The 23,314-nt window shown below is 48.8% G+C and carries 28 protein-coding genes and 1 riboswitch; of the genes, 4 read left to right on the top strand and 24 right to left on the bottom strand.

Features of this window, described 5'->3' with window-relative positions; translation table 11 throughout:
* Window positions 1-75: 75 nt before the first annotated feature.
* The 6 genes from scpB to ribD form a co-directional block, all read right to left on the bottom strand.
* Window positions 76-708 carry an SMC-Scp complex subunit ScpB gene (scpB, locus tag BN1360_RS20850; RefSeq protein ID WP_068781779.1) on the bottom strand — a complete coding sequence of 211 codons (633 nt, stop codon included), beginning with the start codon at window positions 706-708 and terminating at the stop codon, window positions 76-78.
* Window positions 677-1,489 (bottom strand): segregation and condensation protein A, encoded by an 813-nt coding sequence (locus tag BN1360_RS20855; RefSeq protein ID WP_068781780.1) that lies wholly within the window; start codon window positions 1,487-1,489, stop codon window positions 677-679. Before BN1360_RS20855 ends, scpB begins: the two co-directional genes overlap by 32 nt.
* 79 nt (window positions 1,490-1,568) lie before the next feature.
* Complete coding sequence (gene ribH, locus BN1360_RS20860) at window positions 1,569-2,036, bottom strand: 6,7-dimethyl-8-ribityllumazine synthase (RefSeq protein WP_068781781.1); 468 nt, start codon at window positions 2,034-2,036, stop codon at window positions 1,569-1,571.
* A 58-nt stretch (window positions 2,037-2,094) separates the two neighbouring features.
* A complete protein-coding gene (locus BN1360_RS20865) occupies window positions 2,095-3,327 on the bottom strand; it encodes a bifunctional 3,4-dihydroxy-2-butanone-4-phosphate synthase/GTP cyclohydrolase II (protein ID WP_068781782.1) in 1,233 nt (410 codons plus the stop codon).
* A gap of 99 nt (window positions 3,328-3,426) precedes the next feature.
* Window positions 3,427-4,098 (bottom strand): riboflavin synthase, encoded by a 672-nt coding sequence (ribE, locus tag BN1360_RS20870; protein ID WP_068781783.1) that lies wholly within the window; start codon window positions 4,096-4,098, stop codon window positions 3,427-3,429.
* Window positions 4,099-4,128: 30 nt separating this feature from the next.
* Window positions 4,129-5,232 carry a bifunctional diaminohydroxyphosphoribosylaminopyrimidine deaminase/5-amino-6-(5-phosphoribosylamino)uracil reductase RibD gene (gene ribD / locus BN1360_RS20875; RefSeq protein ID WP_068781784.1) on the bottom strand — a complete coding sequence of 368 codons (1,104 nt, stop codon included), beginning with the start codon at window positions 5,230-5,232 and terminating at the stop codon, window positions 4,129-4,131.
* Between the two features lie 262 nt (window positions 5,233-5,494).
* A riboswitch (FMN riboswitch) is annotated at window positions 5,495-5,688 on the bottom strand.
* A 185-nt stretch (window positions 5,689-5,873) separates the two neighbouring features.
* Here ribD and tlp point away from each other — a divergent pair.
* Window positions 5,874-6,095, top strand: coding sequence for a small acid-soluble spore protein Tlp (tlp, locus tag BN1360_RS20880; RefSeq protein ID WP_068781785.1), 222 nt, complete (start codon window positions 5,874-5,876; stop codon window positions 6,093-6,095).
* A 65-nt stretch (window positions 6,096-6,160) separates the two neighbouring features.
* On the opposite strand, the gene BN1360_RS20885 is transcribed toward tlp, so the two are convergent.
* From BN1360_RS20885 to BN1360_RS20960, 16 genes are all read right to left on the bottom strand, one after another.
* Window positions 6,161-6,595, bottom strand: a complete 435-nt coding sequence (locus tag BN1360_RS20885; protein ID WP_068781786.1) for a peptidylprolyl isomerase — start codon at window positions 6,593-6,595, stop codon at window positions 6,161-6,163.
* A 186-nt stretch (window positions 6,596-6,781) separates the two neighbouring features.
* Window positions 6,782-8,113, bottom strand: a complete 1,332-nt coding sequence (gene lysA, locus BN1360_RS20890; RefSeq protein ID WP_068781787.1) for a diaminopimelate decarboxylase — start codon at window positions 8,111-8,113, stop codon at window positions 6,782-6,784.
* Window positions 8,114-8,226: 113 nt separating this feature from the next.
* Window positions 8,227-9,861 carry a spore germination protein gene (locus tag BN1360_RS20895; protein ID WP_082790158.1) on the bottom strand — a complete coding sequence of 545 codons (1,635 nt, stop codon included), beginning with the start codon at window positions 9,859-9,861 and terminating at the stop codon, window positions 8,227-8,229.
* A 515-nt stretch (window positions 9,862-10,376) separates the two neighbouring features.
* Window positions 10,377-10,772, bottom strand: a complete 396-nt coding sequence (locus BN1360_RS20900) for a stage V sporulation protein AB (protein ID WP_068781835.1) — start codon at window positions 10,770-10,772, stop codon at window positions 10,377-10,379.
* Between the two features lie 26 nt (window positions 10,773-10,798).
* Window positions 10,799-11,449: a stage V sporulation protein AA gene (locus BN1360_RS20905; protein ID WP_068781789.1), complete on the bottom strand. Its 651-nt coding sequence runs from the start codon at window positions 11,447-11,449 to the stop codon at window positions 10,799-10,801.
* A gap of 453 nt (window positions 11,450-11,902) precedes the next feature.
* Entirely contained in the window at window positions 11,903-12,658 is a 756-nt protein-coding gene (gene sigF, locus BN1360_RS20910) for an RNA polymerase sporulation sigma factor SigF (protein ID WP_068781790.1), read from the bottom strand.
* Between the two features lie 11 nt (window positions 12,659-12,669).
* Window positions 12,670-13,122 carry an anti-sigma F factor gene (gene spoIIAB / locus BN1360_RS20915; RefSeq protein ID WP_068781791.1) on the bottom strand — a complete coding sequence of 151 codons (453 nt, stop codon included), beginning with the start codon at window positions 13,120-13,122 and terminating at the stop codon, window positions 12,670-12,672.
* Window positions 13,119-13,472, bottom strand: coding sequence for an anti-sigma F factor antagonist (gene spoIIAA / locus BN1360_RS20920; protein ID WP_068781792.1), 354 nt, complete (start codon window positions 13,470-13,472; stop codon window positions 13,119-13,121). The genes spoIIAB and spoIIAA overlap by 4 nt, the downstream gene beginning before the upstream one ends.
* Before the next feature lie 92 nt (window positions 13,473-13,564).
* Window positions 13,565-14,752: a D-alanyl-D-alanine carboxypeptidase family protein gene (locus BN1360_RS20925; protein WP_068781793.1), complete on the bottom strand. Its 1,188-nt coding sequence runs from the start codon at window positions 14,750-14,752 to the stop codon at window positions 13,565-13,567.
* 177 nt (window positions 14,753-14,929) lie between these two features.
* Window positions 14,930-15,757, bottom strand: coding sequence for a purine-nucleoside phosphorylase (locus BN1360_RS20930; RefSeq protein WP_068781794.1), 828 nt, complete (start codon window positions 15,755-15,757; stop codon window positions 14,930-14,932).
* Between the two features lie 37 nt (window positions 15,758-15,794).
* Window positions 15,795-16,721 (bottom strand): site-specific tyrosine recombinase XerD, encoded by a 927-nt coding sequence (xerD, locus tag BN1360_RS20935; protein WP_068781795.1) that lies wholly within the window; start codon window positions 16,719-16,721, stop codon window positions 15,795-15,797.
* A 30-nt stretch (window positions 16,722-16,751) separates the two neighbouring features.
* Window positions 16,752-16,988: a DUF4227 family protein gene (locus BN1360_RS20940; protein ID WP_068781796.1), complete on the bottom strand. Its 237-nt coding sequence runs from the start codon at window positions 16,986-16,988 to the stop codon at window positions 16,752-16,754.
* A 243-nt stretch (window positions 16,989-17,231) separates the two neighbouring features.
* Window positions 17,232-17,699 carry a ferric iron uptake transcriptional regulator gene (gene fur / locus BN1360_RS20945; protein ID WP_068781797.1) on the bottom strand — a complete coding sequence of 156 codons (468 nt, stop codon included), beginning with the start codon at window positions 17,697-17,699 and terminating at the stop codon, window positions 17,232-17,234.
* Between the two features lie 107 nt (window positions 17,700-17,806).
* The gene (gene spoIIM, locus BN1360_RS20950; RefSeq protein ID WP_179014156.1) at window positions 17,807-18,433 is read right to left on the bottom strand and encodes a stage II sporulation protein M; all 627 of its coding nucleotides are present in this window, start codon (window positions 18,431-18,433) and stop codon (window positions 17,807-17,809) included.
* Between the two features lie 122 nt (window positions 18,434-18,555).
* On the bottom strand, window positions 18,556-19,764 hold the full coding sequence (locus BN1360_RS20955) for an endonuclease Q family protein (protein WP_068781837.1): 1,209 nt from the start codon (window positions 19,762-19,764) through the stop codon (window positions 18,556-18,558).
* A gap of 6 nt (window positions 19,765-19,770) precedes the next feature.
* On the bottom strand, window positions 19,771-20,325 hold the full coding sequence (locus BN1360_RS20960) for an NUDIX domain-containing protein (RefSeq protein WP_195714290.1): 555 nt from the start codon (window positions 20,323-20,325) through the stop codon (window positions 19,771-19,773).
* Between the two features lie 114 nt (window positions 20,326-20,439).
* Here BN1360_RS20960 and mciZ point away from each other — a divergent pair, with 114 nt between their 5' ends.
* Together mciZ and BN1360_RS20970 are read left to right on the top strand one after the other, a co-directional pair.
* On the top strand, window positions 20,440-20,580 hold the full coding sequence (gene mciZ, locus BN1360_RS20965) for a Z-ring formation inhibitor MciZ (protein ID WP_082790155.1): 141 nt from the start codon (window positions 20,440-20,442) through the stop codon (window positions 20,578-20,580).
* Between the two features lie 26 nt (window positions 20,581-20,606).
* The gene (locus tag BN1360_RS20970; RefSeq protein WP_068781799.1) at window positions 20,607-21,278 is read left to right on the top strand and encodes a tetratricopeptide repeat protein; all 672 of its coding nucleotides are present in this window, start codon (window positions 20,607-20,609) and stop codon (window positions 21,276-21,278) included.
* 47 nt (window positions 21,279-21,325) lie between these two features.
* On the opposite strand, the gene BN1360_RS20975 is transcribed toward BN1360_RS20970, so the two are convergent.
* Window positions 21,326-22,450 (bottom strand): M20/M25/M40 family metallo-hydrolase, encoded by a 1,125-nt coding sequence (locus BN1360_RS20975; protein ID WP_068781800.1) that lies wholly within the window; start codon window positions 22,448-22,450, stop codon window positions 21,326-21,328.
* An 82-nt stretch (window positions 22,451-22,532) separates the two neighbouring features.
* On the opposite strand from BN1360_RS20975, the gene prli42 reads away from it, so the two are divergent.
* Window positions 22,533-22,631 carry a stressosome-associated protein Prli42 gene (prli42, locus tag BN1360_RS20980; RefSeq protein ID WP_082790156.1) on the top strand — a complete coding sequence of 33 codons (99 nt, stop codon included), beginning with the start codon at window positions 22,533-22,535 and terminating at the stop codon, window positions 22,629-22,631.
* On the opposite strand, the gene lipB is transcribed toward prli42, so the two are convergent.
* Window positions 22,621-23,313 (bottom strand): lipoyl(octanoyl) transferase LipB, encoded by a 693-nt coding sequence (gene lipB / locus BN1360_RS20985; RefSeq protein ID WP_068781801.1) that lies wholly within the window; start codon window positions 23,311-23,313, stop codon window positions 22,621-22,623. The two genes, prli42 and lipB, sit on opposite strands and share 11 nt — an antisense overlap.
* Between the last annotated feature and the right edge of the window lies 1 nt (window position 23,314).

The following is a 23,314-nucleotide window of genomic DNA, read 5'->3' on the forward strand; positions in this document are numbered from 1 at the left end:
GCAACGTAAAAAAACCTCTACCTATTACGGTAAAGGTCAATTACTGCAAAAAACAAAAAAAGGCTATTCGAACGGCTATTCGTCGTTATTCGTTAATTCCACTTTGTCACGCGCCACATCATCAAAGGTCAGCTGCTGCTCTTCCAGCTTCCTGAACAAGAGCTGTGTCTCCTCCTCAAGCTGATCTGAGGGCTGGATATCCTCCATAGCCGGCAGGTCCTTCAGATTGGCAAGCCCAAAATAGTCGAGAAATGCCTTGGTTGTCCCATAAAGAATCGGTCGGCCAATCGCTTCAGCCCGTCCTACTTCTTCAATCAGATCTTTGTTCACCAAAGTATGAATAGCCCGCTCCGATTTGACACCACGAATCTCTTCTACTTCAATCCGCGTTATCGGCTGACGGTAAGCGATAATCGATAATGTCTCAAGCGCCGCTTGGGATAAGGAGGACCGGGAAGGTGAATATGCCAGTCTCTCAAAATAAGGCGCATGCTGAGGCAAAGTCGCTAATTGATAATTGCCGGCAATTTGGACGACCTGCAGCCCCCGTTCCGCCCGTTCGAAAGAGCTCTTTAAATCCAAGAGAGCATCATTAATGATCTCCTTACGCTGCTCGGTTACTTCCGCCAGCTGTGCAACGCTGATTCCTTCCTCCCCGGCAAGAAATAGCAAACCTTCAATAATCGATTTCAATTCCTGAAAATTCATCGGCCGAACCTTCACCTCTCCACTCAATAACTATATCATCAAACAGTTTGTTCTGATAACAAACCACTTGCTTCATCTTCATCAATTCCAAGATAGCCAGAAACGTAACGACAATCTCATGACGATACATCTCCTCATGCAGCAGCTTGGAGAATAGCAACCGGCCTCCTCTACCGCTTCCTTCGAGCACGGAGACCACTTCTTGGATCCTGTCCTTCACAGAGATCTCATCGCGATGGATTCGCGCTACCGAGTTGCGTTTAACCGCTTTACGGATCGCCCTCTGAAAGGCTTCTATTAAATCCTGGGTATGCAGCCCCTTCACCGGATTCTCTTGAATTTCAGGCAAAAATGGAGTTAAGTCTTCAGGTTCCTTCGTAAAAATAAGGCTTCGCTCCCACTCCATTTCATGCAGCTGTTCGGCGATTCCTTTATACTTCCGGTACTCAATCAGTTGGCGAATCAGTTCTTCTTGCGGGTCCTCTTCCTCTTCATAATAGCCGTAATCTTCATCCAGCTCGATAACAGGCGGCTTGGGAAGCAACTGTTTGCTCTTAATCGATAGTAGTGTGGCCGCCATGACGAGAAATTCACTGGTAACCTCCAGCTCCAGCTCCTGCATGTTATGTAAATATTCAAGATACTGGTCGGTTATCTCGCTAATCGAGACCTGATTAATATCGATCTCCGCTTTATCAATCAAATGCAAGAGGAGATCAAGTGGCCCCTCGAACGCTTCCAGTTTATATAATACCGTCGTCAATGAACTTCCTCCACCCATAAAAATGCCTACGTAACATAAACATCTCGAATAAAATGAAAATGCAGTACCCTAAAAAGGGTACTACATTAAATAAGCACTATTTTAGCTGTTTCGTCAAGTTCGCCATTTCAATCGCCGCCATCGCCGAATCCCAGCCTTTGTTGCCTGCCTTCGTTCCAGCACGTTCAATCGCTTGCTCAATATTCTCGGTTGTTACCACTCCGAAGATGGTTGGTACCCCTGTCTTCAGGCCGATGGCTGCCACGCCTTTAGCGACTTCGTTGCAGACATAATCATAATGTGTTGTTGAACCGCGAATGACGGTTCCCAGCGTAATGACTGCATCGTATTTGCCGCTTTCCGCTAATTTCTGTGCCGCGAAAGGAATTTCGAACGCCCCGGGAACCCAGGCTACATATATTTCCTCTTCCTTGACACCATGCCGCTTCAATGCGTCTAACGCTCCACTCAGCAGCTTGCTCGTGATAAACTCATTAAACCGTCCAACAACGATCGCGTACTTTAAACCCTCAGATACTAAATGTCCTTCGAATACATGTGCCATATTTATCCATTCCCCTCAAATTGTTTGTTGTATTAGTTTCTAGACAGTAAAGTTAATATTATAAGGACTCATCCTGCTCGATATCATCAAATTGCAGCAGATGCCCCATTCTTAACTGCTTGGTATGCAAGTACCTGGTGTTGTCTTCATTGGCTTCCATTTGAATCGGCACCCGCTCAACCACTTTCAGGCCATAACCCTCAAGGCCCGTGATTTTACGCGGATTATTGGTCATGAGACGAATCTCGCGAATTCCCAAATCCTTCAAAATTTGCGCGCCAATCCCGTAATCGCGCAGATCTGGCGGGAACCCCAGCTTCAGATTGGCATCCACCGTATCGAAGCCTTGCTCTTGCAGCTTATAGGCTTTTAATTTATTGATCAGCCCAATACCGCGTCCTTCTTGACGCATATAGAGCAGTACACCTCTGCCTTCCTTCTCGATCTGACTCAGTGCTGCCGCAAATTGCGGGCCACAGTCGCAACGATGCGAATGGAAGACATCGCCGGTGAGACATTCGGAATGCACGCGCACCAGTGTGGGTGCATCACCACCGATATCGCCTTTTACAAGCGCCACATGCTCCTTGGAGTCAACATCATTGGTGTAGGCAACGACCCTGAAATCACCGAAATCAGTTGGCATATTCACTTCTACCTCGCGATTGACCAACTTTTCTTTCTCATTGCGATAATGGATCAGATCCTTGACACTGATCAGCTTCAGGTCGAAGGTTCTGGCCATTTCAGCCAGGTCCGGCAATCTCGCCATCGTCCCATCTTCCTTAACCACTTCGCAGATCACTCCTGCCGGGTATGCCCCGCACATCCGAGCCAGATCCACAGCGGCCTCCGTATGCCCGGCGCGGCGCAATACACCGCCCTTCTTGGCAATCAGTGGGAACATATGTCCCGGGCGGCGGAAATCGCTTGGCTTGGCCGCCGGGTCCATGAGCTTCTGAACGGTCAATGAACGCTCATGAGCGGATATTCCAGTTGAAGTAGCCTGGTGATCAATCGATACCGTAAAGGCTGTCCCGTGATTATCCGTATTTTGCGCCACCATCGGCTGCAGTTCCAGCTCCTCTGCTCGCTCTTGCGTAATCGGCAGGCAGACGAGTCCGCGACCCTCCGTAATCATAAAATTGATCACTTCCGGAGTGGCTTTCTCAGCTAGCGCTACAAAGTCTCCCTCATTCTCCCGATCCTCATCATCAACCACGATAATGACTTTGCCGCGCATTAAGTCATAAATCGCATCTTCAATTCGATCCAATTGAATATCTTTCATATGAATCCCCTCCTGCTATTGCTGCAAATTTCAAATGAATCTAAGGAACCGTAACTTCAAACTTTGCGTTCATTCATTTCCCTATAAGACCTGATGATGTCAGGCGAATCCATTCTCAACTAGAAATGATAAATTTACATTTGAAGGATTGCCGCTTTGCGATTGGCTTGATGGGTCATGGTTAAATTTCAGCAGATGCTCCACATACTTGCCTAGCACATCCGTCTCCAGATTGACCGTGTCCCCCGCACGTTTTAACGCTAGCACTGTCTCGCTCCAGGTATGTGGAATGATGGATACCCTGAACCTTCCTCCTTCAACGCTGGCGACCGTCAGGCTGATGCCATCAATCGTAATCGAGCCTTGCGGGATAATGTATTTAAAAAGAGCTGGCTCCGAGGGTTCAATTTCAACGAGGACCGCATTTTGATCTTGACGCATGCTTGCAATCGTGCCGGTTCCGTCCACATGGCCTTGTACGATATGTCCGCCGAATCGTCCGCCAGCAGTCATAGCTCGTTCCAGATTCACCTTGCTGCCAGGCTTCAAACGGCTCAGATTCGTATGTCGATAAGTTTGTGGCATGACATCTACCGTAAAGCCGGAAGCTTCCAGGGAAGTGGCGGTCAGGCATACACCATTTACTGAGATGCTATCCCCCAGCTTCACATCGTCCATAATGCGGCTGGCCAGAATACCGAGAACCATCGCTTCCCCTTTATGGCTGATCGATTTCATCGTACCGATCTCTTCAACAATTCCAGTGAACATGATCTTGCCTCCTTGTTGCCCTGTATCAGGTTATACGGAATACATCGGCTGTCCTTTGACACAAATATTATCACCAATGAGCTCCACTTCCATATCCTTTAACACTATGCTATCTTGCATTCGTTCATAGCCGTCAAAGATAAAGCTCCCTGGAGACTCAAGGCCGCCAATGAGTTTGGGAGCCATAAATATCATCAATTCATCAACCAAATGATGCTGCAGCATCGACCCGTTGATCCTTCCTCCACCCTCGACCAGAATCGAGGCCATCTCACGTTCGCCAAGCAGGCGCATGGCAAGTTCCAGATCAACCTCTGGCCCGTCTCCACATATGATGATTTCAATGCCTTGCTCGCGCAGTGCATCTATTCTGTCTTGAGCCGCACGGCTTGTTGTCAATAGAATGGTCGGTGCCTTGCCATCCGTTAGGACTTGGCTATTCCCGGGAACCCTTAAGGCTGAATCCACGATAATTCGAACAGGAGATAACCCCGGAACCGACAACCTTGTTGTAAGCAGTGGATCATCGGCGATGACCGTTCCGACCCCCACCAGAATCGCCTGATGCTGATGACGCAAGGTGTGCACGATTTCGCGGGCAGCCTCATTGGAGATCCATTTGCTGTCTCCGCTCTTCGAGGCGATCTTGCCGTCCAGAGTACTCGCTGTCTTAAGAGTGATATAGGGCAACTTCGTGGTAATATACTTGTTGAATTTTCTATTGAGCTTAATCGCCCGCTCACGCAGCACTCCGACTTCCACCTCAATGCCACTCTCGCGCAACATCTCGATCCCTCTGCCTGCTACACTTGGATTTGGATCTTCACAAGCTACAACGACACGCTTTACCTTCTCCCGAATGAGTCGCTGCGAGCATGGAGGCGTCATTCCGTAATGACTGCAAGGTTCCAAGGAGACATAGACCGTACTATCCTCGGCCTCAGCACCCGCCATGTTTAGAGCGTGAACCTCCGCATGGGCGGTTCCTCTTTTCAAATGTGTACCCATACCTATGACAGCCCCGTTCTTGACGACAACCGCGCCGACCACAGGATTAATTCCAGTCTGGCCCAAAGCACGCTCAGCCATATCCAGAGCAAGACCCATATAAAACTCATCGTTCAGCAGCTGCACTTTTCCCACCTCCCTCACTATCTAATCTGTTGTAGAACCCAAAAATAAAACCCCGACGGATTCTAATCCATCAGGGTTATTATGAGAGTGAGTACGCAAAAAAATCACATCGCTGAACAGACAAAGCCATCATGGCTATGCTGTAACAGAAGCTATGTACATTATGCACATTAACTTTGTGAAAATGAGAACTTAACGGCTGCAAATATGCGACATATTTAAGTATGTCCCAGCGCATAATGTTAGCCAAAAGCTCTGCTGCGTCTTCCTTCTCCCATCCAGACTATACTGTCGGTCCCGGAATCTCACCGGCTCAGCCATATATCTCATGATTAGAAATCAAGTGATATACAGGTCACGGACTCGTGCATGCATCTCATCAGGCTTAAGAAGCCCCATCAAATAACGCATGCCATCACCGTCGGTTGGGAATTGCACCCGACCCCGAAGGAAAAATTATTCGATTGTGCAAAACTTTGTTGCATAACGAATGTTATCACTATCCCCCTAAAAAATCAAGGATCGAACAGACTCTCCGCAGATAAGGCAAGCATTCTGTGAATAAAATCTCTTGCTGAGCAGATGATAATCACTGACGTCCAGCGTCGATTTTACAATCAAGACTTAAAGGAGGCAATTCCATGGCTAAGCCCGACGATCGTTCGGACAACGCGCAAAAATTAAGCAAACATATAAGTAATACCATCCAAAATTTTCGTGAAGGTCAGGACTACCTGAGCGAGCATGCCGATGAAATCTCCGGTACGGAAAAGCAGCAAATCGAGGACAAGAACAAGAAACGTCTAAGAAGCATTGAAGGATTCCGCGAAGAAATCAAGGATGAAAAGTCCGATCAGCAATAGTTCTAGAAAATAGCACTACAAGAAAGAGCCTGCGAGTTCGCAGGCTCTTATTGCATACATTTGTACTATTCGTCCCAAACTGTTACTTCTTGCATCTTGTCGCCAGGACGTACTTGATCCACAAGATCCATACCGGAGGTTACTTTGCCAAATACGGTATGTACCCCGTTAAGATGTGGTTGTTGTTCGTATACGATAAAGAATTGGCTGCCGCCAGTATCTTTACCCGCATGGGCCATGGACAAAACACCGCGTTCATGCTTTGTTACGTTCGTTGCTGTCTCGCATTTGATGGTGTAGCCAGGGCCACCTGTACCATTTCCGGTCGGGCATCCCCCTTGGGCTACAAAGCCCGGAATTACGCGATGGAACGTAAGTCCGTTGTAGAAACCGGAATTAGCCAGCTTCTCAAAGTTTGCTACCGTACCTGGTGCTTCTTCAGGCAGAAATTGAATTTCAACCACTCCGCCATTTTCCAATACGATCTTCCCTTTTTTCATATCGGTCACTTCCTCTTATTTAATCGTTAGTCAAAAACCTATTCCAGTGTACTATGAAATCTCCGGTAGAGCAAAGAGGAAGCCAATTATACAAAATGAAAAACCGTGAAGAATGCGCCATTCATGCGTTCTCCTCACGGTTCTAATCATTATTGACACAAAAGCCCGCTCTTAATCCTCAGACTCTCATTTGTAGGAGGGCTGCTTTGAAATCCGCTCAGGAATCGTATCATAAGCAACGATGTCATCGAGCGTCTCGCGCCTTACTACGATATCGCTGTGTCCATCCTTAACAAATACAACAGCTGGACGCGGAATCCGGTTGTAGTTGCTTGCCATCGCATAATTGTAAGCTCCCGTACAAGCCACTGCTAATAGATCTCCGGTGTTTACCGTTGGCAGCTCAATATCCCAGATCAGCATATCGCCTGTTTCACAGCATTTACCGGCAATCGATACCGTCTCTTCATTGGAATCGAAAGCACGGTTCGCCAGCAATGCCTCATATTTGGACTCATAAAGAGCCGGACGCGGATTGTCGGTCATGCCCCCATCGACAGCTACATATTTGCGTACGCCGGGAATGTCTTTATTCGTTCCAACCGTATAGAGCGTAGTACCGGCATCGCCTACAATACTGCGACCAGGCTCCACCCAAATTTCCGGAAGCTCAGGATAGCTAAGGCTAAAGTGCTGCTTAACAGCGTCCGTAATTGCTTTGACATAATCAGCAACCTTCAGCGGCTTATCCTCTTCCGTATATCTTATCCCAAAGCCCCCGCCAAGATTAACTACTTTAAACAGAACACCAAGCTGTTCCTTGACATGAGCCGCAAAATCAGCAACTCGCTCAACCGCTAACTGGAACCCCTCAACCTCAAAAATCTGCGAACCGATATGTGAATGCACCCCGAGCAGATTCAGATGATTGCACAAGCCCGCCGCCTTAACTGCTTCGAAGGCAGCTCCGTTTCCGATATCAAAACCAAATTTGGAATCGATCTGTCCGGTTGAAATATACTCATGCGTATGCGCTTCGACTCCAGGAGTCACGCGAAGCAAAATATTTACCACAGCGTTCTTCTCAGACGCAATGGCCTGCAGCATATGCAGCTCCACCAAATTATCGACTACAAAGCAGCCGATGCCCGCGTCAATAGCCATCCCCAGCTCAAATGGCGTCTTGTTGTTGCCGTGGAAGTGAATTCTCTGCGCAGGAAAGCCTGCTTGCAGTGCAGTATACAATTCGCCTTCTGATACTACGTCCAGGGACAGGCCTTCCTCTTCAACCAGCCGGCACATAGCCATAACACAAAAGGCTTTACTTGCATATGCAACCTGGAAGGACAAACCGGATGCCCGGAAGGCATCCATATATTCACGGCTCCGTTGCCGTATAAGGTCTTCATCTACAATATAGAGCGGTGTGCCGTAGGTCTCTTTGAGCTCTACTGTATCACAGCCGCCGATTTCCAGATGGCCTTTCGTATTAATTTTGCTCGTACCGTGTAAATACATCTATGCAATCCTCCACTGTTTTCAATTTTACACCAGTATAGCAAACAAACGGTGAACTGAAAAATGGATTATTGTGAACATGATTTGTGTTATTTGGTAGACACGCCCACCATCTATTCGTTCTGCGGCATCCGCGTGCGGTCACGCGGCTTGTTGAAAGACGGTCTTTGCTTGGATGTCATAACCGGAACCCGGAACAATATCGCAGCCATTGCTTTGGCATTAAACGGGATAAATGGCCACAAATAAGGCGAGTTATAGGAACGTTGAAAAGTTAGGAACAGAATATACAACGTTGTTCCGACAACAAGGCCAGGCCCGCCAAATATAGCCACCGCGACGAGCAGGAACAACCGGACCATCCGATTGGCCAGCCCCAATTCATAACTTGGCGTTGCGAACATCCCGATCGCTGCGATCGCCATATACAAAATGACCTCGTTGATGAACAAGCCCGTTTTAACGGCAATATCACCGATCATAATCGCCGCGATCAAGCCCATTGCGGAGGCCAGCGGCGTTGGAGTATGCACTGCGGCCATGCGCATCAAATCCACGCCAAACTCTACAAGCAGGAATTGGGCGATTAGAGGAATTTTCGCTTTATCATGCGGACCGACAAAGTCTAGTATAGCCGGCTTGAATTCCGGATGCATCACAATCAACAGCCATAATGGCAGTAGAAATAGCGACGCAAAAATACCAAAAAAGCGGACCCATCTTAGATAAGTGCCCATGAAAGCAGTTTGCCTGTTCTCTTCGGCGTGTTGGCATAAATCAAAGAAGGTCGTAGGCAAAATAATGACACTGGGCGAAGTATCAACGAATAATACAATCCTTCCTTCGAGTAAATGGGAAGCGACGACATCCGGGCGCTCGGAATATCGGACATGAGGGTACGGGCTCCAGCCTCTGTGCAAAATAGCTTCTTCCAGCTGTTTGTCGGCCAGCGGAATTCCGTCTATGTCTAAGCTGGTTAGTTTCTTCCGGACTGCTCCAATCTCCAGCTTATCGGCGATATCATCAATATAGGCCAGACTTACATCTGTCTTTGTCCGCCTGCCCACCTGAAAGGCCTCGAACTTCAACCCAGGGTCACGAAGCCGCCGCCGCACCAGAGACACATTTGTCAGCATCGTCTCCGTAAAGCCATCCCTGGCTCCGCGAACGACCCGTTCAAGCGACGGTTCTTCCGGACTACGCACCGGATATTGACGCGTATCCATAATAATCGCCGTTTGTTCGCCCTCTATGAAGAAAGCGCTCATCCCGATCAGGATGTTATCAATCACAACGCTTAATTCCTCAGCCTTCTCCACCTGAATATGCGGGATATACATTTCGAAAAAGGATCGCATTGCCCCCCCGGACAAATTGTCCGGCGTTAAATAAGTGAGCCGTTTAATAATCTCCAGCATTATCTCGCTGTCTGCGAAGCCATTAATGAAGAGCATGCCCGTCTTCTTGCCAGCGAAGCTCATTTCGCGGAAGACGACATCAAAGCTCTTGCCAAGACCGATCACTTCTTCAAGCGTTCGTTTCGTTGTGGCTAGACTTCTGCTGATTCTATCGCTCTGCTGCCAATATATGATGGAATCCTCGAGGGAGTCAGACTTTTCTGCGTCCCTTTTTTGCTGAACCTCTTTTTTGGTCCAAATGCCTATATGAGGCTCCTCTGCAGGAGTCTTCTTATCGGTATCCTGCTCCGCCTGTTTTTCCTGATCCGATTCTTGAATAAAGCCAGGCATATTCTCGCCATCAGCATGTTCCCGGATATGATCATTTTCTTGGTCCATCGTATAATAGCTCCCTTCGAAAATATGGCTGCGATATTCTTGAAATTCATTAATGGGCAACAGGGCTAAAGCGGCCTTCGGTTACAATTCCTCACCTTAATTCAATAAGATTCAAAAATCCGGTTTTCAACACCGAGAAGGTTGGATGAAGCTTAGGGGTCGAGGAGCGGAACGTACGGTTTGGGTACGTGAGCACCGGAGGGCCCGGCTGAATTCAAGATTCGATGCCGAATCCGCTCCCCTGATCTACCTCGTGGTCAAAAGCGGATTTTTAAATTTCCTCATTTCAGTAAAGATTCAAAAATCCGGTTTTCAATACCGAGAAGGTTGGATGAAGCTTAGGGGCCGAGGAGCGGAACGTACGGTTTGGGTACGTGAGCACCGGAGGGCCTGGCTGAATTCAAGATTCGATGCCGAATCCGCTCCCCTGATCTACCTCGTGGTCAAAAGCGGATTTTTGAATTTCCTTACGGATTGTAAATGAACCATTCGAATAGCGAGCCAGCTACCTTCCCAAACACCATCGCCAGCAGCAAGCCAAATAAGTACCGCTGCATATGAAGCCGTTTGGCAATGATCGGCAGAACGTTCAGCACCTCGGTTAATGCGGCCGCCAGCATGCCGATAAAAATACCATTAAACAGGCCGACAACACCGCTGAACGCCCAAGGTCCGGCTATTTTCCAATTCCAGAAATCAGCGATCGTACCGAGAAAGGAGCCGCTGACCATCGCGCCTTCATACCAGTGAACTTTATCGAAGGTTCGTGTAATCTGAGCGAGACGTGGAATCATATCCAGCACGATAAATAAAGCGATAACCCCGGCACCGACGGCGACTCCTCCAGCAAATCCGAGAAACATAAGACCACCGTATATCACCGCAACGCTCAAAGGGGCTTCTCCCCCTTCTGCTTAGCCTCTTGTTCGCTCATCCGTTTATATTCCTCAGCAACCACATATTGATTCAGATTTTCCTGGTACAGGAACATCTCGACCTCAAGCGGGGTAGGCTCCTCATTCCATTTCTTCTTGAATAGATGATTGAAGAAGATGATCATCCCAAAGCCGATGCCAAGGGAGTACGCGCCTTGAAAAAGATAAGGGTGCTCGTCCCGGTGACCCGTAATCATCTCCACGATTCGCACCTGAACCTCCGGCATGCTTACATCAGCATGGAAGTTCATGATCGTCAATGCGGCTCCAAAGAACAGCAGGAGCCAGACAGCCGCAAATAGCAGAAGTGAAGGCTTCTTCTCCTTCACGATCATTTCGATCAGCACATGCGACTCGCCGATTACTTCCACCTGAGCCGTCGGAAAGCGCTGCTTGATCACAGAAATCACTTGCAGGGTATCAATCACGATCAGATTGCCATCGCTCTTCTCCGGACGTTCCAGCTCCAAATTTAGCAGGACTTCTTCTTGATGAGGCTCGGCGAGTACGCGAGCGATGTCGCGGAGATGAATGGGTGAGCCAACCGGAAGCCTGACCTGCTTGCGCAGCCGAACATAAATGCAGGGATGAGGTATTGGATTCAATGATAGCCACCCCTTTTTTTCGTAATGTCCATAGTATGCCAAGGGAGACTTACATTTACTCGAAAGTTATGACATTCGCGGTTTAAGGCGCTAATAAGACGGTCAAAAATGTCCGTTAGAACAAGAACAACACAATCTTGTACCCTAACGGACACTTTTGACCTTTAGAAGCACAAATCAGCAGTTTCCCGCGCTCCTTTCCTCTATAATGGACAAAATTGACCGTTACAAGCAGGACGAACTAAAAATTGGACGCTAACGGTCCAAAATGTCCGGCTACTACTCCGGACTGCACCAAAGCACATGAGGATCAGCAGCATCTATGGGCATGCAAAAGGGGTTGTCTAAGGGTCAAAAATTCAACCCTTGAGACAACCCCTGTCTTTCAATCGCATCGAGCTTATCACAGACCTAAATCTTAGAGCAGCGATCCAACGTCATCCACTGGAACAGCTATTGAGCAATCTGATCGCGAATGCTCTGTAGAATTTTCTTCTCCAGCCTGGACACCTGAACCTGGGAAATGCCAAGCCTGGCCGCAACCTCGGATTGCGTCTGATCGCGATAATAGCGCAAATACACAATCAGCCGCTCCCGCTCTGACAAGCCGTCGATCGCCTCATGCAGAGCCAGCTTGTCGAACCAGCGTTCCTGGGACTCATCGGCGATCTGATCCATTAGTGTAATCGGGTCGCCATCATTCTCGAACACCGTCTCATGGATAGAGGCTGGCGGTTTATTGGCCTCCTGGGCGAATACGACATCCTCCGGCGTTACCCCGAGCTCCTCCGCCACTTCCTTCACCGTCGGCAGCCGGTTCAGCACCTTGGACAGCTCGTCCTTCTTCTTGCGTACCTTATTCGCCATTTCCTTCAACGAACGGCTAACCTTCAGCGTTCCATCATCACGCAGGAAGCGCTGAATTTCCCCGATAATCATCGGAACCGCATAGGTTGAGAATTTGACGTCATAGCTTAGATCGAATTTATCCACCGACTTTAACAGTCCGATGCAGCCGATTTGGAACAAATCCTCCGGCTCGTAGCCGCGATTCATAAACCGCTGCACGACCGACCAGACCAGCCTTGTGTTGCAGCTTACGAGCCTGTCCCTGGCCACATTATCTCCGGCCTGGCTCAAGGCGATCAGCCTTTTCACTTCCGCATCGTCCAAATACTCTCTCGAGGCTTGCTTCACTTCGGCATCCATATCTCCAACCCCTAATTGTATAAAGCTTTCTTTGATACGATCCTCTTCTTCATCCGAATCGAAGTGCCGCCGCCAACCTCGCTCGCGACGTCGAACTCATCCATAAAATTCTCCATGATGGTAAAACCCATCCCGGACCGTTCCAGCTCCGGCTTGGAAGTGTATAGCGGCTGCTTGGCCAGCTCCAGGTCTTCGATCCCGCGGCCTTTGTCTTCGATGAGCAGGGTAATCGTATCCTCCTCAATCCAGGCGGAAATCGTGACGACCCCTTCCGAATTTTCCTCATAACCATGGATTATAGAGTTTGTGACCGCTTCAGACACTACGGTCTTCAAATCTGTAATCTCATCCATCGTCGGATCCAGCTGAGAGACAAAAGCGGCTACCGTTACTCTGGCGAAGGACTCATTCTCCGATTTTGCCGCGAATTGCAAGGTCATAAAGTTACGGTTGTTCTCCATCATAAAGCGACCTCCAACTCCGAGAGCGCATTGCTCTCATTTTCATAAATAGACATAATCTTGAACAAGCCTGACATCTCCAGTAAGCGGTATACCGGAGGATTCACATCGCTGACAACCATCTTTCCGCCCTTTTGCTTAATCAGCTTATAACGTCCGAGTATAACTCCAAGCCCTGAGCTGTCCATGAATTGCAGCGATTTGAGACTGAGCAGGAGATTACGGCAGCCTTCTCGGCCAATCTCCTCATCCATACGCATACGCACCAAATCCGCTGTATGGTGATCCAGTTCACCGGATAAACGTACAATCAGCGTCTCACGATGCCTAACAGTTTCCATTTGCAAATTCACGTCTGTTCACTCTCCTCCCTGACATGAACACAACAATTCTACATGACTTCGAACGAATCCTGCTCTATGACAAAACTAGAAGAAAAAACCTATTAATCTACAAAAAACATATGTGCGGCCGTTCGTTTAAATAAGGTCCAAAAGCCCGCCTTGTTAATCGCGGTAGCCGCATTCAGATCGAACTCAGCCAGCGTCCGTCCATCCTGGACAATCAGCAGTTGGCCAATCAATTGCCCTTCCTTGACAGGGGCGGCAATCTTCTCGGGAACAACCAGCTTTTGCGTAATATTTTCCAGCTTGGAGCCCTTCTTGACCAGAACGCTCATCGTCTTGGTAGCGGTCAGTTCAAGCTGCGCGGCCTCCCCCTTCTGAACCTTCACTTTGCCGATCACCTCGCCGGATTTATAGATCGGTTGCAGCGCATATTGCGAAAATGCATAGTCAAACATCGCGGATACTTCACTGTTACGCGTCTTTGTATTCGGCTCTCCAAGCACGACCGCAATCAAACGCATTCCATCGCGCTTCGCTGTCGCTGCCAGACAGAACTTGGCTTCTGAGGTATAGCCCGTCTTAAGGCCATCTGCCCCGCTGTAGAAGCGGACCAGCTTGTTCGTATTCACGAGCCAGAATGGCTTAGGGGAATCCTTGCGCAAGTAATCCTGATAGGAACCTGTGTACTTCGTAATCCCCTCATATTTCAGCAATTCGCGACTCATCATGGCGATATCATGAGCAGAGCTGTAGTGATCGGCTACCGGTAATCCATTGCAGTTGGCAAAATGGGTGTCCTTGAGCCCAAGCTCTTGAGCCCGCTCATTCATCAGCTTGACAAAGCCCTGTTCCGAGCCTGCGATCTTCTCTGCCAACGCCACGGAAGCGTCATTGCCGGAGGCCATTGCTATTCCCTTCAATAGATCGTCGACCGTCATTTCTTCCCCGACCTCGAGGAAAATTTGCGAGCCGCCCATCGATGAAGCATGCTCACTCGTCGTCACCTTATCTGTCAGCTTCAAGCGACCCTCATCGATCGCTTCCATCGTCAGCAGCATCGTCATAATTTTCGTTATACTGGCAGGCGGCAGCTTCTCATGACTATGTTTCTCATAAATAACCGTCCCGGTGTCCGCATCTATCAGGATAGCGGAACGAGCATTCTCCGCCAGCGTCAGTACTTCTGCGTTATCGCGCGCCCCTCCGTCCTCTGCCAAAGCCGCGATAGGCCCTGCAGATACTGTCAATATAAGAGCCATTAGCCCACTGATTAGCAGTTTCTTCAAGCGGTTGTTCCCCCTTTATACTAAAAGTCTGGATTCTGCTAACCTAGTATGCTCCATTTCATGGCATTATATTCCTGCATGACGTGTCATCAATAAAAAAAGCGACGTTCCCCTGAGGCTTATGCCTTGTACAGGAACGTCGCTTTGGTTAAAGTTTTATTATACTTGATCTCCTAATCAGAGCTGCGGTATGATCGTCTGTACCAGACGAAGGAACTGCTCGCGTACACGATCCGTCGTCTCCATGACTTCGGCATGGGATAAAGGCTGATCCAAAATCCCCGCCGCCATGTTGCTGATACAGGAGATACCAAGCACCTCAAGCCCCGCATGGCTCGCTACAATGACTTCTGAGACAGTGGACATGCCGACAGCGTCCGCGCCCAGTGTACGCAGCATGCGAATCTCTGCCGGGGTCTCATAGGACGGCCCAAGCAATCCAGCATACACGCCTTCCTGGAGCGAGAACCCCAGCTTGTCCGCAGCAGACCGGGCCAGCTCGCGCAATCTGCGACTGTAAGCCTGCGACATATCCGGGAAACGCGGTCCAAGCTCATCGTCATTGGCACCGATCAGCGGGTTCTTCCCTGTCATATTGAGATGATCGGAAATAAGCATCAGATCGCCTGGAGTGAAGGAGGTATTAACACCACCGGCCGCATTGGTAACGAGCAGCGTCTTTACGCCCAGTTCTTTCATGACCCGCACAGGGAATGCCGTCAATTCAGGACCGTAACCCTCATACATATGGAAGCGGCCCTTCATCATAGCGATCGGCTTGCCCTGCACTTGACCGATTAACAACTCACCAGCATGTCCTTCTACCGTGGACTGCGGGAAGTGAGGAATATCCGCATAGGAAATGCTGACCGCCTGTTCCATGTGGTCGGCAAGAATTCCAAGACCAGAGCCGAGAATCAGCCCGACCTCCGGCTTCATCTGGGCCACGGACGAAATATAATCGGCCGCCTCTACAATCATTTCTTTAGTAAGTGTCATTATCATTTCTCCTTAAGTTATATTAAAGGGCCTTACGCATCTTTTACTCCTTGGTACGGTCGGATCGATCTTCTATTTGCCGCTTTGCCCGGGGATGAAAGGAATCGTACACCGCTTTTAGATTTCCTCCCGATTTATTCAAATAGAGCTGTAGAGTCGAAGCGCTCTGATTGCCTAACATCTCTTGCACAGCACGCACGTCCGCCCCACCCTGAAGTAAATGCACAGCGAAGGAATGTCGTAAAGTGTGTGGAGTAATCGGCTTGTTGATCCCGGCCTCCGCCCCGTATTTCTTCACGATTTTCCAAAACCCTTGACGGCTCAGCATTCCTCCCTGACGATTTGTGAACAAGGGGCCTTGGCCCGCTTCCTTCACCCATCTCGGACGGCAATCCTTCAAATAACGGCCCAGCCATTCTATCGTTATGGGCCCAACAGGAATAATTCGCTCTTTACCATTCTCCCCTGCACAGCGCAGAAATTGCAGCTGCAAATGAATGTCGCTTACCTCCAGAGAGATCAGCTCGCTTACTCGAATTCCTGTAGCATACAATAATTCAAGCATCGCCTTGTCCCTTAATCCCAAGGGGGTATCCGGATCAGGCATGTCCAGCAAAGCTTCCGTCTCTTCAATGGTTAACGTCTCAGGTGGAGTCCTGTCCATTCTCGGAGACACAATCATCAGGAACGGATCATGATCCATCATCCGCTCCTGCAGCAAGTAATGTATAAAAGACCGTAGAGTCACAGTGACCCTGGCGATGGTCGCTGGCGACTTGCCCTTCTCCTTCAGAGCGGAGAAATAGAGCAAAATCCCGGCCCGGGTGACCTCATTAAAATCATCGATTCCACGGCTCTGCAAATAAGCTGCAAACTGCTGTAAATCGCGGGTGTATGCTTCCTGCGTTCGCTCACTCAGACCTTTACGATCCGCCAATTGCGATATAAAAGAGGCAATAACCTGTTGCAATTCATCGCCCTCTCTCATCCTAATCTATCATTATTCACCATACCAAAAAAATAACTTCAACCTTTGCAGCGGGGTCTCCGGATCTACCGCCTCCATACTTCCTGCATGAAAGGCCTTCACCGCTGAGCCCTCCGGAATGCGATATTTATCCATCGGGAGCAAAGCTACATCCAGGTAGCTAAACGCTTTGTATAAAGCATAAGCAAGCATAATAAATACAACTACATACTTCAATAGACGTAGACTCTTGCGCAAAGAAATGACCATCGCTCTCCCCTACCTTTGCCACGGATTGCCGACCTGTTCCGCCATGGAACGAGAACCGCATTTGTACAAGTATATATCTAATCCGCCAGGTTTATGAGAGCTTCTACCCCTTTTATTGTACATGCAAAAGCAAGCAAATAACAGATTCGACTATCGTACAACCGAAGACAAAAATAAGACAGAGCGGTTAATCAGCTCTGCCTTATTGTCATTTACTTAATTATAATGGCCATCTTCCGGCTATTACTCTTCCGTCTTGTCCGTTTTATCTGCCTTATCCTTACAACGATGACAGATCCCCTGGAAGTCAAGACGATGATCAAGAACCGTAAAATTATATTCTTTCTCCAGACGTTCTTCTAATGGCCCAAGCCAATCCTCACGTATCTCATCCATTGCCCCACATTGAACGCAGATCAAATGGTGGTGGTGATGCTTGTTCGTATCGGTTCGCAAATCATATCTGGCTACACCGTCGCCGAAGTTGATCTTCTCAACGACATGAAGTTCACTAAGTAACTCCAGGGTCCGGTATACGGTAGCCAAACCTATCTCAGGAGCTTTATCTTTAACGAGCATGAATACATCTTCAGCACTAAGATGATCTTCTTCATTCTCGAGCAATACGCGAACCGTGGCTTCCCGCTGGGGCGTCAATTTATAGCCATGGGATTGTAACTCTTGTTTGATTTTCTCGACTTTCACTTCCACGTTCTCCCTCCCCAAGCATCGCCGACATTAAGCTGCTTTAATAATTCGCTTCTTTCATTATAGGGGGAGTTAATCAACAAAGTCAAACATTTTGCTAGAGTGAGAACCTATATCAATAGCGGGGTCACCCAGCTCATGAGCTCGGGAGATATCCAGGTCTCAAAGGTGGAAATAGCCAGCAGGATCGCCGCCATAGCCAGCGTTAGCGAAGTATACGAAAAGAAGGGCCTGGCCGCACTTCCGCTGCGATGCAAAAGCACCCGATTGCGAATAATGCTTAATGAAAATCCCACCGCGGCTACGCTCGCGATCAGCAGTGCCGGGATAACGATCAAATTATGCGGGGCGACGGACACAATGGCGAACAGCAGACCTTTCCATGTGAACTGTCCGACCAGACATCCTACCGTAAAGCCGATCAGAACTCCCTTAAGAAAATCAAGAATAAGAATTCCCGGCAATCCGATAACCGAAAGACCCAGTAGCCAGATCAAGCCCAGCCACTTCAAATGCAGGCTTGCTACTGCCCAGAAGGATAAGGTCTGGAATGAAGTTCCTCCATCGTTCACCGATACGAAAAAGTCCCCCAAATAGCGAGACAAATCCTGTTGCTGCTCTAATGTTAAGGCATTGACCATCAGTGCGCCGAACACAACCCCCATCAAAAATAATACACTGACAAATACATATAACGGTGTCTGATCCCGTAAGGAGTGACGAATTGGTTGCAGCATTGGGAGCCCCCTTCTAATCCAGCTTCAATATCTCTGAGGATTCAAGATGTAACCTTGATTATCCTGATAATACAAGCTATGAAGAAGTCCGCTCCCTTATGCTTAAGTTCCAGCATGTCCTGCTATTCTTGCACAACCTTGCCGTATATCCCGCCGCCTCCAGCCTGAAGATGCAATGTACCGGCGCGGGCAGCGCATATTTTGTCTGCCAATTCTTCACCAACGACCTCCGACAACTGCTCCTTGGAGACATGATGCAAAATATTCATTTCCGTACCAAACACCGCCAATAGCTGATTAAGCTTCGACGGCCCCAGGCCCGGGATAAATTCCAGCGGGACCTGATAATGATACGGCGGCCTGAACTCCGGTATACTCGATTCTCTACGGTCGGCGATCGATTGAATTCGGTCCAGAACCCCCCGTACAAGCTTGGTACTTCCGCAATATGGACAACGATCCACCGATACTTCCGCTTCATCAATGATGTAGTTGCAGCTGCCGCAGTATGTGCGATGATACTTCCCAAGCCGCGGGTTGAGACCGTAATTGCCGGCAACCTTTCTTCCGTCCTTGCCGCGGAGGGCAAATTCAAACTCCCGATAAGTCGGGGCCTGCAACATCATTTTATTGTACTCCCTGCCAATCTTGCCCAAGGAATGTGCGTCCGAGTTTGTTAGTATCGTGTATTGATCCAGCTCGCTGATCAACCCGGCCATCTCTGAATCTGCGCTCAGGCCCAGCTCAACCGCACTGATCAATCCGGGATCGAGCACATCTGAAATTCGCGGAGCACAGCTTCCGTATATACTCCGATGCGGTGTGAAAATATGCGCAGGGATGACCAATCCGCCCCGCCGATACACTTCTTCCTGCAGTTCGCGCGCAGGCACATATACCCGCTGCGAGCTAAGCTGGACATTCTTCATCCTTGGCTTCAACCATTCTGTGAAGGAACGCATCGTCTCGAAATACGGAAAAAATACGAGCAGATGGGCCGGCCCCATGCCTGGCTCCCTGATTTCCAATTCACTGCCGAGCAGCAGAGTCGTCCCTTCGTATGCGATGCCACCATCTGCAAGCTCCTGCATTTGCCCCTGCTCCAGGCTGGTTATGATATCCGCTTGAACACCAGGTGAATGACAATCGATGATGCCGACCAGTTGAATTCCTTTGCGCTCGGCAGCTTCTTTAGCAATATTGGCAAACGTGAGGTTACGGCTGCCGCTGATTTTCACCGGATCCCCCGCTTCGGTTCTGCCAATATGAATATGCAAATCAGCAAAATATGAGGAGAGGTTTGCGTGGTTCATTTCATTTGAGCTATTCATTGCCATCTACTTCCCTGCCTGCTGAGTCAGCCTGCGCTGCTGCCAGATATAAAAGGCTACCATCGTCTTGGCATCAGCAATTCGCCCCTCAGCGAGATATTGCTGAGCTTCTTCAAAGCTAACCTCGTAGACCTCAAGGAATTCATCCTCATCGGGCGACATCTCCCCGCTCGTTAACTCCTCGGCTAAATACAGATGAATTATCTCATCTGAGAAGCCTGGAGCCGTATAGAAGGAATGCAGATGCGTCATACGCTCGCAGCGATAGCCGGTTTCCTCTTGAAGCTCACGGGCAGCAGCCTCCATCGGTTCTTCACCTTTCTCCAGCTTACCTGCTGGAATTTCCAGCTCACAGCGGCCCATCGCTTGGCGGAATTGATCAACCATCAGCAGCCTTTCATTGTGAAAAGCGAGCACGGCCACTGCTCCGGGATGCTTCACAATCTCCCTCGTAGCTGTGCTTCCGTCCGGTAGTTCTACTGTATCCACCTGTAATGAAATTACCTTCCCCTTAAAAACCGGCTCAGTCGAAATGGTCTTCTCCATCAGTTTATCTGTCATATGATCTATGATCCTCCTCATGAAATATTCGATCCTTCATTAAGTCACTCATAACTTGTCCGCTTCGGACATATGGTTTATTATACCAAACCTCCATGTAAAGGAGCAGCGCTCATGAAAAGCTATTTTTCAAAAAAATCAGTTCGTGTTCAAGGCAAAGCCTGGCAAGTTCGTATTATGCTCAACCAATGGCAAAAAGAAGCAGGAAAATCCGCCAAAGTTAGAGATTTTATTCGAACGCGGGCCAACAAATAGTAGAATATAAAAGAGGTGAATGAATAATGGCACACAGACCGCCGCAATTAGATAGCACGTCTGATATTCCGGATTTGGAGCGCACAGAAGAACTAAATTCAATGCTTACCCGCTTGGAAAGCACTAGCGATTCTGCAGAGGTGCCTGAATATAATTATTTTGACCGCTCCGAGCTTATTCAGTACTCCGTGTCATCCGGCATGTTGAATGCAGCCGCTAAGCTGACCGGTAACAGCGACCCGGTGTTACAATGCGTCCTGATTTCCAGCCTCTATGAGGCAGGTTATAGAGAACTGGCGGAGCAGCACCTCCTCGAAATAGAGCATAAGCTGCTTCCCCCTAAGGCTCCTTATCAGGAGGCCGCCAGGATATACGGAGAAATTCTGTATGATCAAACCCGTTATGAAGAAGCCGCTGCGATCTTTACCGCCTTGGCTGAAACCTGCCCTTCCATGGCTTCATTGCGTTATGGCGCAGCCGCCTGCCGTCTCCAGGAGAAGGTTCTGCGACTGAGAAGGCGGATGGAATTGTACCACCCGGATCAGGATGAACGGCTTAAAATCGAGAAGTATATTCACGGATTTTTGGACACGCTGGCTTTAGTCGAGCAAACGCATTGGCATTCGACAGGGACTGACAAACAAAGAAGTAATCTGCCGGAGCATTTAAACGCCAACATCAAACAAAACCGCTCATAAGCCCTTAACGGCTGTTGAACGGTTTTCTTTGTCGTTGATTACTATTTTTATTTTACGGTCTGTGCAATGATCTCCAAAGCCAACTCAGCAGTCTTCACAATATCCTCAGCCTTGATCCGTTCACGTGTCGTATGAATGTCCTCATAGCCAACAGCCAGATTTACAGTTGGAATGCCCAGTCCATTGAAGATATTGGCGTCGCTGCCGCCACCCGACATAAATGTTGTGCCTGACAGTCCCAGCTTCCCTGCTGCTTGCTGCGCCAGAACAACCACTGGCTCCTGCTCGGAGAGGTGAAAGGAAGGATATACGATCGTACTGTTAAAGACTCCCTTGGTATGATAATCCCGACAGGTCGATTCCACCGCTTCCTTCATTCCGGCAATTTGTCGCTCCAGCTTCGCCTGCGAGGTGCTGCGCGCCTCGGCATATAGCTTCACATGATCAGGGACGATATTCGTCTCTCCCCCGCCTTCGAACTTGCCGATATTCGCTGTAGTCTCCTCATCAATCCGTCCAAGCGTCATACGCGCAATCGTCTTGCCTGCCACTTGGATCGCACTGATGCCATCCTCCGGATTCACCCCGGCATGAGCCGATTTCCCATAGATATCGATCGTAATGAGGGCACGGGAAGGAGAAGCTACACAGATCGTGCCTACATCCCCGTTGGAATCAAAGGCAAAGCCAAATTTGGCATCAAGCAAGCCAGTATCCAGCGCCCGAGAGCCTGTCATGCCCATTTCCTCACCTACGGTGATAACGAACTGGATTTGCCCATGCGGTAAATTGCGCTCGCGCAGCACTTGAATGACCTCCAGCAATGAGGCTACACCAGCCTTATCATCAGAGCCAAGAATCGTCGTACCGTCACTGCGGATCCAGCCATCCTCCCCAACGATAGGATTAATTCCTGCTCCGGGAGCGACCGTATCCATATGACTCGTGAACAAAAATGGCTCGGCATTGGTCTGAACGCTCGGCTTCAAAGTCGCGATCAGATTTCCGGCACCATGTCCCGTTTTGGCCATAGAATCGTCCTCAACAACTTCAAGTCCCAGTTCCGTAAATTTATGAATCAGAACATCGGCAATTTCCCGCTCATGCTTCGTCTCGCTGTCAATGCGGACCAATTCCAGGAAGAGTTGAATCAATCTTTCCTTATTGATCATTGGACTTTCCTCTCTTTCGCGTTTACGATATTATAGAAGGTAAACCAACTTTAACAAATCTATATTTAAAAGGAGTTAAGGTATGTCTAAAAAATGGTTAAAAATCGTAGTCTATCTGATGTTGTTTGCCATGGTAGGTTCTACACTGTTTGCACTGCTTGAACCTCTGCTCATGCGTTAGCATCTTCCCATATCGCCTCATAACCGAAGACTTCATTAAAATAAGGAATGATGTCATGGGCCACTTGTTCAACCGTAAAGGTCTGGCCCGTGACATCTTCCAGCGAAGTGACCCCGAATTCCTGAATTCCGCACGGAATTATCCCCTGGAAGCCCTCGTTCTGAATGCCGGATTTGATATTAAAAGCAAAGCCGTGACTCGTAACAAAGCCGCGACGATGACGGCATTTATTGAACTTGACGCCAATCGCTGTAATCTTGACATTTCCGGCCCAGACACCGGTATATTCCGGCTTTCTAGACCCTTCGATTCCAAACTGGGCCAAATAATTAATAATCACCTGTTCGAGATTACGCAAATAACCGTGGAGATCAAGGCCATTCTCACCATCGAGCAGCAATAGCGGATACCCCACTAATTGGCCCGGTCCATGATAGGTAATGTCCCCGCCACGGTCGATTTGGACCAGTGAGATCCCCTGCTCCTGCAACTGCTCTGGACTGAGCAGCAAGTGCTCAGGATGCTGCTGAGAGCCAATCGTATAAGTCGGCGGATGCTGAAGAAGCAGCAGGTGCTCCTGCTGCTGTCCATCGCTGATCGCTTTTACTAATTCTTTTTGCTTATCCCAAGCTTCCCTGTATTCAATCATCGGAGTATAGCTTGCTAATAATGGTTTGTTCATG

The sequence above is a fragment of the Paenibacillus sp. GM2 genome, from assembly GCF_900069005.2.
Classification (GTDB): domain Bacteria; phylum Bacillota; class Bacilli; order Paenibacillales; family Paenibacillaceae; genus Fontibacillus.